8 protein-coding genes and 1 pseudogene are annotated in these 9,664 nt (G+C 72.6%); 5 read left to right on the top strand and 4 right to left on the bottom strand.

Translation table 11 applies throughout. The features are described from left to right. Window positions 1-793, top strand: a pseudogene (locus JWR81_RS25070) (DEAD/DEAH box helicase); the annotation flags it as partial. Window positions 794-800: 7 nt separating this feature from the next. Here the strand turns inward: JWR81_RS25070 and JWR81_RS25065 are convergent. The 4 genes from JWR81_RS25065 to JWR81_RS25050 form a co-directional block, all read right to left on the bottom strand. Next, entirely contained in the window at window positions 801-1,745 is a 945-nt protein-coding gene (locus tag JWR81_RS25065) for a serine hydrolase (RefSeq protein ID WP_297658094.1), read from the bottom strand. A 315-nt stretch (window positions 1,746-2,060) separates the two neighbouring features. Then, complete coding sequence (locus JWR81_RS25060) at window positions 2,061-2,654, bottom strand: TetR/AcrR family transcriptional regulator (protein ID WP_297658091.1); 594 nt, start codon at window positions 2,652-2,654, stop codon at window positions 2,061-2,063. After that, window positions 2,651-4,171, bottom strand: a complete 1,521-nt coding sequence (locus JWR81_RS25055; protein WP_297658088.1) for a class I adenylate-forming enzyme family protein — start codon at window positions 4,169-4,171, stop codon at window positions 2,651-2,653. The genes JWR81_RS25060 and JWR81_RS25055 overlap by 4 nt, the downstream gene beginning before the upstream one ends. Window positions 4,172-4,205: 34 nt before the next feature. Next, a complete protein-coding gene (locus JWR81_RS25050; RefSeq protein WP_297658086.1) occupies window positions 4,206-4,844 on the bottom strand; it encodes a nitroreductase family protein in 639 nt (212 codons plus the stop codon). A 113-nt stretch (window positions 4,845-4,957) separates the two neighbouring features. Between JWR81_RS25050 and JWR81_RS25045 the strand changes: the two genes are divergently transcribed. The 4 genes from JWR81_RS25045 to JWR81_RS25030 form a co-directional block, all read left to right on the top strand. After that, window positions 4,958-6,886, top strand: coding sequence for an NAD(P)/FAD-dependent oxidoreductase (locus JWR81_RS25045; protein WP_297658083.1), 1,929 nt, complete (start codon window positions 4,958-4,960; stop codon window positions 6,884-6,886). 419 nt (window positions 6,887-7,305) lie between these two features. After that, complete coding sequence (locus JWR81_RS25040) at window positions 7,306-8,892, top strand: hypothetical protein (RefSeq protein WP_297658080.1); 1,587 nt, start codon at window positions 7,306-7,308, stop codon at window positions 8,890-8,892. Between the two features lie 95 nt (window positions 8,893-8,987). Beyond that, window positions 8,988-9,140: a hypothetical protein gene (locus JWR81_RS25035; protein ID WP_297658077.1), complete on the top strand. Its 153-nt coding sequence runs from the start codon at window positions 8,988-8,990 to the stop codon at window positions 9,138-9,140. A gap of 257 nt (window positions 9,141-9,397) precedes the next feature. Next, on the top strand, window positions 9,398-9,664 hold a 267-nt coding region (locus JWR81_RS25030), incomplete at its 3' end, for a DNA-formamidopyrimidine glycosylase family protein (protein WP_297658074.1).

Here is a 9,664-nt window from a genome sequence, read left to right as displayed (position 1 = left end):
GGGCCGCCCGGCCATGCCCAGCCGCACCGGCCCGCCGTCCGTGGGTGGCCGGTGGGCCCTGGCCGTCGAGCGCGAACCCGATCCCACCCGCCGCGCGCACGCCAGGGCCGAGGCGTTCCTCGAGCGCCACGGCGTGCTCACCCGCGGGGCGCTCGGCACCGAGCGCGTCACCGGCGGGTTCGCGGCGGTCTACCGCGTGCTGCGCGCAATGGAGGACTCCGGACGCGTCCGGCGCGGCTACGTCGTCGAGGGGCTGGGCGCCGCGCAGTTCGCGGTACCGGGCGCCATCGACCGGCTGCGCGCGATGTCACGCCCCGACGGCGAGCCGGGCGGGCCGACCGCCCCGGATCCCGACGGATGGTCGGGCGGCAGCGGGAACGCCTGGGACGGTGGAGCGCGGAGGGACAGCGGTGCCGCGGCCGGGCTGTCGCGGGTCGTGCTCGCCGCCGCCGACCCGGCCCAGCCCTACGGCGCGGCGCTCGGCTGGCCCGCCACGGTCGGCGAGTCGAAGCACCGGCCGGGGCGCAAGGCCGGCGCACTGGTCGTGCTCGTCGAGGGAGCGCCCGTGCTCTACGTCGAACGGGGCGGTCGCTCGCTGCTGTCGTTCACCACCGATCGCGCCGTGCTCGACGCCGCGGCCCAGGCGCTCGCGGGCGCGGTGCACGAGGGCTGGCTCGGGTCGCTCGCCGTCGAGCGCGCCGACGGCGTCGGGTCGCTGGGGTCGGCCCTGGCCGACGTGCTCACCGACGCGGGCTTCCGCGTCACGCCCAAGGGGCTGCGCCTGCGGGCATGAAGCGGGGTCATCCGGCCAGCGCCTTCTCCACCCCGGCCGTCGCCGTCGACACGAGGGTGCTGGCCGCGGCCGAGCCGGCACTCGCCTCGTTCTCGCTCAGCACGGCCACCACGTAGCGCTGGTCAGGGCCGAGCACGCCCGTGGAGTGCAGGTAGAAGTCGTCGCCGATCCACATCCAGCCCTGCTTGGCAGCCACCCCGGCGGGGCGGGGCGGCGTGATCAGCCCGAAGGCCTGGTCGAAGCCGTCGGCGCCGGTGTCCTGGGCGTTCTGCAACGCGTCCATGATCATGTCCCGGCTGGCGGGCGTCATCGAGGTGAGCACGTAGTCGTAGAGCGACACGACGTCGCGCGCGGAGATCAGCGTCTCGCCCCACTGCGACGGGTCGGTGGGCGGCGAGCTGTCCTGGAGCCCGGCGAGGGCGATGGTCCGCGACACGCCTGCGGCCCCGCCGAACTTCTCCCACAGGGCGTCCTCGGCGTCGTCGTCGCTGTAGCTCAACGCTCGCTGGATGTTGGTGCGGTCGGTGTCGGTGAGGGTGACCTGCCCCGTCTCGACGCTGTGCAGGATGTCGACGACGGTGTAGAGCTTCACGACGGACGCGGCGTAGAAGGGCTTCGCACCGTCGTCTCCGACGGACGTCTGCCCGGTGGTGCGGTCCTCCACGGCCACGCCGATCTCGCTGCCCGGGGTGTCGGCGTCGAGTGTGTCCACCGCCTGCGTCGCGTCTCCGACGACGGCCGCGGACGCCGCCGCGGCACCGCTGGCCTCGCCTGCGGTGAGCGCGGGTGCCGCGACGGGTCCGGGGTCCGGGGCCGCCGCGGCCACGGGAGCGGATGCGGCGGCCTGCGTGTCGCTCGCCCGGCCCGCGAGCTTGCCGCCGCCCCACGCGAGCATCAGCACCGCCGCGATCACGAGGACTGTGAGCAGAGTCGGGTGGCGTCGCGCTCTCATGATCAGGGGACGATCGACGGCACCGGATCGTTGGCGCCTCCGGGCGTCTCACAGGGAACAGATCAGTTGGGCGCGGCTCTCACAGCACTTGCACAGCCTCGCATCTTGTCGCGGAGACGACGTTCCGCTACCGGGCGGGCGCGCGGGAGACTCCCGCGGTGCAGCCAGCGGCCCCTCGTTGAAGAAGGAGCTCGAGGAGGAGCAGCGGCGCGGGCGACGGACCGGACGCCGTCGACGCCGCGGGCCGCGGCGCCTGTGACTCCCGGGGCTGCGACACCCCCAGCTGCAACAGCGCACCGGGTGGGCGCCTGCGGCTCAGCGGACGCCTGACCCCAGCAGCCGCCCGACGATCAGGTCGACGTAGCCGACCACCACGTCCTCCAGCGTCAGCTCCCGGTCGGCGTGGAACCAGTTGCTGAAGCCGTTGAGCATGTCGCAGATCGCGAACGCGGCGAGCCGGGCGTCGGGCACGGCGAACTCCCCCGTCGCCATCCCAGCGGCGACGACGTCACGGACGCGGCGCTGGTAGTAGCGCCGGTAGTCGTCGACGACGGCGCGGTGCTCGGCGCTGAGCGCGGCCAGCTCGTGCAGCGCCACCAGATGCTCGACCTGGCGGCCGTGCAGGTGCTCGAGATGCGCCCGCACCAGCGCCGCCATCCGCTGCGTCGGCGTGCCGGGGGCGTCGAGCAGCGGGAGGGTCTGCTCGTTGGGCTCCTGCGTCACCGAGAGGCAGACGGCGTAGAGGATCTCCTCCTTGGAGGCGAAGTGGTGGTAGAGGCTGGCGCCGCGGATGCCGACGGCCTCGGCGACGTCACGCATCCCGACGGCGGCGTAGCCGTCGCGGGCGAAGATCCGGGCGGCCGCCGCCACGATCTCCGCCCGCCTCCCGGTCAGGGGCGGAGCACTCACGTGGGCAGCTCCACCTTCCGCAGCTCCCGCTTGAGCACCTTGCCCTGGGCGTCCACCGGCAGCTCGCCGACGACGTGCACGACCTTGGGCACCTTGAACACCGCGAGCTGCTCGCGGCAGAAGGCGATCACCGCGGCAGGGTCGGGTTCCCTTCCCGGTCGCGGGACGACGAAGGCTGTGACGGCCTCGGACCAGTACGGGTCCGGCCGGCCGACCACGGCGGCGCGCAGCACGTCGGGATGCGTGTGCAGCACCCGTTCGACCTCCTGCGACGACACGTTCATACCCCCCGACTTGATCATGTCGGTGAGCCGGTCCTGGAAGAAGAGGTTGCCATCGGCGTCGACGCGGACGATGTCGCGGGTGTGCAGCCAGCCCGAGCCGAGCGCGGCCTCGGTCCGCTCCGGGTCGCGGTGGTAGCCGAGCATCACCGAGGGCGAACGGCAGATGAGCTCGCCGACCTCGGCGTCGTTGCCCTCGGCGTCGACGACGCGGGCCTCCAGATGCGTGACGGGCCTGCCGATCCAGGACGGGTCGCCGCCGGGGATGTCGTCCAGGGTGGCGAACCAGCCGACCGTGCCCAGCTGGGAGAGCTCCGACTGCCCCCAGTAGGTACCCCACCGGACGTCCGGTGCGGCCGCCGACCAGGCCTCGATCACGGCCGGCGGAACCTGCCCGCCGTAGGTCATGCAGCGCCGGACCGTGCCGACGGCGTCGGCGCCGAAGTCGGGCTGCCCCGACAGCGCCAGGTAGAACGTGGGCGTCTGCGCGATCACCGTGACGCGCTCCCGCGCGATGATCCCCAGCGCCCCGGACGGGTCGACGGTGGCGGGCAGCACCAGCGTGGCGCCCATCAGCGTCAGCGTCGTCATCGAGCCCAGCCCGGCGATCGTGAAGAACGGCATGACGAACAGCCACGTGTCCTCGGGGCCGGTCTGCAGGCCCCAGCTCCACGCGGGCGCGGTGGAGATCAGATAGTTGCGGTGCGGGATGAGCACGCCCTTGGGCGACGACTCCGTCCCCGAGGTGTAGACGAGCATGGCCACGTCGTTCTCGTCGACGTACGCGTCGGGCTCGGTGTCAGGGAGATCGGCGGTCAACGAGGGGCCGAACACCAGCGGCGCACCCGGGACGAGCAGCTCGAACTCCTCGGAGGCGACCACGACAGCGGGCTGCGCGTGGTCGATCTGCTGCACCACCTCCTGCTTGCCGAACAACACGTTGACGACGGTGAGCGCGGCGCCGATCTTGAGCGTGCCGTAGTAGAGCGCCACCACGTCGACGCTGTTGCGCGCCATCACGGCCACCACGTCGCCGCCCCCGACGCCGTGACCCAGCAGCAGGTGCGCGAACCGGTTGGCCCGCGCGTCCAGCTCGCCGTAGGTGGTGGTGGTGCGGTCGCCCGCGGCGTCGTAGGCGACGAACGCGACCTTGTCGGGCTGGTTGCGGGCGTGGCGGCGGAGCTGGTCGCCCAGCGTGGCCCGGCCGAGCGGGGACCGGTGGTGTGCTGCGGTCATGACGCCGCCTCTGCGGGAGGAAGCACGTCGGCGGTCACGAGAAGTACGGCCGGTCGAAGCTCTCCGCGAAGACGATCTCCTCCACGGGCGATCGGGTGAGCTTGGCCGGGAAGCCCTTCTCCGGGTAGCCGATGGCAAGGTGACCGGCGGTGATGAACTCGTCGGGGATGTTCAGCAGCTTCTTCACCGCGGGCTCGGCGATGCACAGCAGCGTGGTGAACGCCGAGGCGACACCCTGGTCGCGCAGCGCTAGGCAGAGGTTCTGCACGGTCGGGTAGATCGACCCGCCGCCGACCACCGACAGCCGACCCAGCTCGGTGTCGGTGGGATGCAGGCCCGACATCTCCGCGCAGGCCACGATGATGGCAGGCACCGTGGCGAGGTTCTCGGCGAAGGTGTCGGCATCGGTCACCGACTTCGGCAGGGCCCCGACGTTGACGTCACCCGAGGCGATGCCGTCGAAGTAGGCCTTCCACAGCGGGAGGTAGAGGTCCGCGAGCGCCTGCTTGGTCGCCACGTCGCGCACGACGACCCAGCGCACCGGCTGGCGGTTGCCACCCTGCGGGCCGAAGCGCGCGGCGTCGAACGCGGCGTGCAGCACCTCGTCCGGCACGGGATCGGACCGGAAGTAGCGGCACGTGCCGGTGGTCCGCATGGCCTCGGTCAGCTCCATCGCTAGCCCTCCCTATCGGCGGTTAGATACGGGGAACGCAGAATGGGGCCGAATCATGTCCCCGTCAAGACTCCGCCTACCGCATCGACCTAACCGCGGTTAGCCTCGCCCTTATGAGCATCGACGCCCGTGCGCTGGCCGAGCCCGTCCCGGGCACCCCGCCGGACCGGGAAGCGCTCACCGCCGCGATGCAGCACGCCAACCTCCCCGCGCTCGTGCCCGTGCTCCACCAGCTCACCGGCGACCGGCGCTGGCTCGCCGAGCCCTACCGGCCCACCCGCAGCCGCGGCATGGACGACAACGACCTCGGCGGCTTTCCCGACGACGTGCAGGCCGAGATCCGCACGGCCGCCGTCGACGCCGTGCTGGAGTGGGCCGGGGGCCGCCCCGCCGCGGTGCCGACCCCCACCGGTGACGGCCTGCTCGAGCTGCTGCGCCTCGCCGTCGGCGAGGACGTGCCTGCCGAGTACGAGGCGATGACGGCCGAGGACATGGGGTTCCGCCCGCCCGAGCCGGCGCACCGCGTGCCCGAGGGCACCGCCTTCCGCGTGATCGTGATCGGCGCCGGCGTGTCGGGGATGCTCGCGTCGATCCGGCTGACCGAGGCCGGCATCGACCACGTCGTGCTGGAGAAGAACGACGACGTCGGCGGCACCTGGCTGGAGAACGCCTATCCCGGCGCGGGTGTCGACACCCCCAGCCACCTGTACTCGTACTCGTTCGCGCCGCGGCAGTGGTCCACCCACTTCGGCAAGCGCGACGAGGTGCTCGCCTACCTCCGCGACGTCGCCGACGCCCACGACCTGCGCACGGTGATCCGCTTCGGCTCCGAGGTCACCCGCGCGGTCTACGACGACGCGCGTCAGCGCTGGACCGTCACCACCGCCGGCGGCGAGGCACTCGAGGCCAACGCCGTGATCACCGCGGTCGGCCAGCTCAACCGGCCGAAGGTCCCCGACCTCCCCGGCCTGGGCGAGTTCACCGGCCCGCTGTTCCACTCCGCTCAGTGGCCCGCAGGCCTCGACGTCACCGGCAAGCGGGTGGCGATCATCGGCACCGGGGCGAGCGCGATGCAGATCGTGCCGGCCATCGCCGGGCAGGCCGCGCAGGTGACGGTCTTCCAGCGCTCACCGCAGTGGGCCTCGTACAACAGCGTCTACTTCACCGGCATCGACGAGGCCGTGAGCCTGCTCATGGAGCAGGTGCCGTTCTACCGGCGCTGGTACCGCACCCGTCTGGCGTGGAACTTCAACGACCGCGTGCACCCGTCGCTGCAGATCGATCCGGAGTGGGAGCATCCCGAGCGTTCCATCAACGCGATCAACGACGCGCACCGCCGCGTTTTCACGCGCTACGTGCAGGCCGAGCTCGACGGCCGCGACGACCTGCTGGCCAAGGCGCTGCCCGACTATCCGCCGTTCGGCAAGCGGATGCTGCTCGACAACGGCTGGTACGCCGCCCTGCGCCGCGACGACGTCGAGCTCGTCACGGAACCGGTCGCCGCGATCACCGCCACCGGCGTGCGCGGGTCGGGTGGCACGGAGGTCGAGGCCGACGTCGTGGTGCTCTGCACGGGGTTCGAGACGCACAAGCTGCTGCACCCGATGGACGTCCGCGGGCGCGACGGCGGTTCGATCCACGACGTGTGGGGCCCCGACGACGCCGACGCGCATCTGGGCATCTCCGTGTCGGGCTTCCCCAACCTGTTCCTGACCTGCGGCCCCGGCACGGTGCTCGGCCACGGCGGCAGCTACATCACCATCGCCGAGTGCCAGGTGCGCTACATCGTCGAGGCGCTGACGACGATGGCGGCGCGGGGACTGGGGGCCGTCGACGTCAGCCCGGAGGCGCACGCCGACTACGTCGCCCGCCAGGACGACGCCCACGCAGCGATGATCTGGACGCACCCGGGCATGCGCAACTGGTACCGCAACGCCGCCGGACGGGTGGTCTGCACGCTGCCGTGGCGGATCGTCGACTACTGGGGGATGACCCGGCACGTGGACTGGCACGACTTCACGGTGGAGCCGGTCAGGCCCTGACCGCTCGGCGCACGGCGACATTTCCCACTATTGCGGTATTATTCAGACAGTCTGTGAATTCCGCCCGCCACTCGGGCCACCGACGTGTCATTCGGAGCCACCCCGACCGCTCATCTCGCCATCGCGCACGGTCGTCGGTCGCCTTTCTCAGGGACAACAACGGTAGAAGCATCGGCTTTCTATCGTTCCCGGCCATGCCCACTGATCCATGACCCGCGGCGAACCGTTCGGCCACGACGGCGTCCGGTTCCCGCCGGGCAGACCGGAGCGCTCCCCCGCTCGAGTCCGCATCGCGGACCCGCCGGTCTCGGGCCCACACCTTCGTGAGAGGCATCCCCATGGCAAGTCCCCGAGAACCCCGCCGGCATCCACACCGCCGCCGGCGGCAACCGTCCTCGCCGCGACAGCGGCTCCGCGGCGTGCGCCCCCGCACGATCCTGGCCGCCGCCGCCGTCGTGTGCGCGGCCCTGGCCGGTGGCCAGGCGCTCCTGCCCCTCGCGACCGCCAGTGCCGCAGCCGGCCTGACGGCCGCCGTCCACCCCACCGCAGCGGCCCGGCAGGCCTTCCACGGCCGCCCCCAGCGCCCCCCGGCCACCCCGCCGACCGGGGCCGTCGCCCCGACGACGACCCCGGGCACCCCGCCGACGTCACCGGCGGCTCCCCCGCCCGCGACGGCCGTGGTCAACCCCAACTGCTCGCTGGTCGTTCCGCCGGCCCCGCTCACCGCCGCCGGACTGGCCACGCCCTACCAGCTGGTCGCGACGTCCGGGGCAGCCGGCGCCTGCCACGAGGCGGACCCGAACCAGTCGGCGTTCGTGGAGGCGGCCATCCTGAATCCCGCCACCGGTGGCGTGTCGATCTACGACCCGCTCGTCGTCGACCAGGGAACGCAGCCGGCGGTCCCGACGGTGAAGCCGACACTGCCCGCGCGCGCCGTCGTCGGGATCTGGTTCGGCTACCAGGGCGACACCCTGACCCTCAAGACCAACCACAACCGCCGGGGCAACCTGAACCTGCGGTTCCACGCCGGTGACCCGTGCGTCAACGGTTCCCCGGGATCGCCGTTCACACAGTTCGCCTACTGCAACGCCCCGGCGTTCTTCAGTGCCGCCAACGCCGCGGTGCGAGCGGGCAAGCTCGTCGTTCCCCCGCTCGGGACCGGCAACGACGGCCGGCCCTGCCCGACCACCCGCGACTTCGCGGTCGTCGACCAGGACCAGAGCGACAACCTCCCCACTCAGTACCTGGCGCTGGCCAACGGTCAGACCGCTCAGTTCTCCACGGCGAACGCCGCCCAGCTCGCCGGCTCGACCACGCTGTTCAACGCCTCGGACAACGGCCTCCTCGACCATCTGCTCGACCCCGCGCTCGGGTGCGCGCCGTTCATGGCACCGAACATCTCAGCCGGCGGCGCCATGTCGTCGGCGCTTCCGCTCAACGAGCTACAGGCCGCCGCCGACCAGGCGGCACCCTCGGCGCTGGTGCCGCTGAACGACCCGATGACGATGATCGGCACCGCCAACAGCACCGCGAAGGCCAACCTCTACCGCGTCGGCGTCGACCAGCTGCCGGTCGGCACGGGCACCGGCACCGACAACGGCTCCGGCACGACGTACTGCACCAACCTGGGGAACATCGCCCCGGCGCGGCTCGCGCTCGACGAACCGTTCACCATCAACGTCCCCTCACCGGATCCGGCTGCGGCCACCTCGCTGTTCGGCTTCCTGACCCAGCGCCTCACCGCGTCGTGGACGAACCTCGGCTGCCAGACACTGACCGGCAACGCCGCGCCGGTCGTCGCGGATGCGGGCACGACGGCGGCGGCTCCCACGACAGCTCCCGCCGTCACGCCCCCCACGGACGCCGCGGCGCCCGTCGCCCCCCTGGTCGCCCCGGCACCGGTGACGCCGGCACCCGCCACCCCGGCCCCGGTCATGCCGGCTCCCGTCACCCCGGCACCGGCCGTGCCCACACCGATGCCGACGACCGCCGCGACGACACCCTGACCGGGGGCACCCACGGGTCGATCGCCGGTGGCGGCCGGACCCGACCCACGGCTCCGACCCGGCGAGCCGTGCACCGAGAAGAAGAGGATGACGACATGTCCGACTGGAACGTCTTCCAGCACATGGCCCCGCCCCCGCCCCCGCCGCCCATCCGCGGTGGCTGCGACAAGGACGCCGACGAGCAGAAGCGTCCGCTGAAGAAGCATCACCACCACCATCACCACCACAAGAAGACCAAGCACTGCTGACGCGGGGTGCCGGTGGCCCGCATCCGTACGCCGGGTGCGGGCCACCGGTCGTCGTGTCGGTGGGCTACCGGCTCGGCCCGGAGACGCGTCGGTGATGCGCTCGACCCGCTGCGCGACGAGGGCGTCGCCCACGCCGGGCATGCCCGCAGCGGGCGGCACGGTGGAGCTGCGCCTGTTCCTGATCGGCGGCCGGGCGCGGCGGATCGACCGCGACGCCGTACCCGGTCCACCGACCGGTCGACCGCTACCGTGATGGCATGCCCGAGGGCGACACCGTGTACCTCGCCGGGAAGCGGCTGCGGGCCGCGCTCGCCGGGCAGACGCTGCTGCGCGGAGAGCTGCGCCATCCCCGCCTCGCCGAGCACGACCTCGCCGGGCGCACCGTGCTGGACGTCGTGTCGTTGGGCAAGCACCTGTTCACCCGCTTCGACGACGGGCGAAGCCTGCACAGCCACTTCCGCATGGACGGCTCCTGGCACCTCTACCGGCCCGGGATGTCGTGGCAGCGGCCCGCGCACGAGGCC

This window comes from Pseudonocardia sp. (genome assembly GCF_025965585.1).
Taxonomy (GTDB): Bacteria; Actinomycetota; Actinomycetes; order Mycobacteriales; family Pseudonocardiaceae; genus Pseudonocardia.
This window is presented reverse-complemented; position numbering and strand designations above follow the sequence as displayed.

Excerpts from the sequence above, each read along its gene's own strand:
- JWR81_RS25035 (WP_297658077.1), top strand. The coding sequence starts at position 8,988 with ATGTCCGACTGGAACGTCTTCCAGCACATGGCCCCGCCCCCGCCCCCG.
- JWR81_RS25055 (WP_297658088.1), bottom strand. The coding sequence starts at position 4,171 with ATGACCGCAGCACACCACCGGTCCCCGCTCGGCCGGGCCACGCTGGGC.
- JWR81_RS25050 (WP_297658086.1), bottom strand. The coding sequence starts at position 4,844 with ATGGAGCTGACCGAGGCCATGCGGACCACCGGCACGTGCCGCTACTTC.
- JWR81_RS25045 (WP_297658083.1), top strand. The coding sequence starts at position 4,958 with ATGAGCATCGACGCCCGTGCGCTGGCCGAGCCCGTCCCGGGCACCCCG.
- JWR81_RS25065 (WP_297658094.1), bottom strand. The coding sequence starts at position 1,745 with ATGAGAGCGCGACGCCACCCGACTCTGCTCACAGTCCTCGTGATCGCG.